Source organism: Bacillus sp. mrc49 (assembly GCF_002803435.1).
Genome location: NZ_PHNG01000310.1, coordinates 1 through 393, shown reverse-complemented (window position 1 = coordinate 393; position 393 = coordinate 1). Strand labels below are relative to the sequence as shown.

Genomic DNA, 393 nt, shown 5'->3' with positions numbered 1-393 from the left:
GCTCTTCCGATCTGTCTTTAAGGCAGCTTTTTCTTGTGGAAGTAAAGGGGCAGGTTAGTTGAACAAGAAAGTATGGTAAAATTCATAAAAAGTATCGAGGTGATTGTATGAAATATACTTGTCTTTGCTGTGGATATAAAACATTAGATGAAGAACCAACCGATACATATGCAATTTGCAAAATATGCTTTTGGGAAGATGATGGTGTTCAATTTCGAGACCCTGATTACGAAGGCGGGGCTAATGAAGTTTCATTAAGGCAAGCACAAAAAAACTTCGTAAAGTTTGGGGCATGCGAAGAAGGCTGTATTGAGTTTGTAAGAAAACCAAATGAGAAAGAGATAAAAGACCCTAACTGGAAACCGTTTATTTAGAGAAAGCTAACAGGTGCGT

At 37.7% G+C, this 393-nt stretch carries 1 protein-coding gene; it reads left to right on the top strand.

Annotated features, from left to right (window positions below; all coding sequences use genetic code 11):
* Positions 1-107: 107 nt before the first annotated feature.
* Positions 108-374, top strand: coding sequence for a CPCC family cysteine-rich protein (locus CVN76_RS02100; protein ID WP_100530167.1), 267 nt, complete (start codon positions 108-110; stop codon positions 372-374).
* Positions 375-393 lie beyond the last annotated feature (19 nt).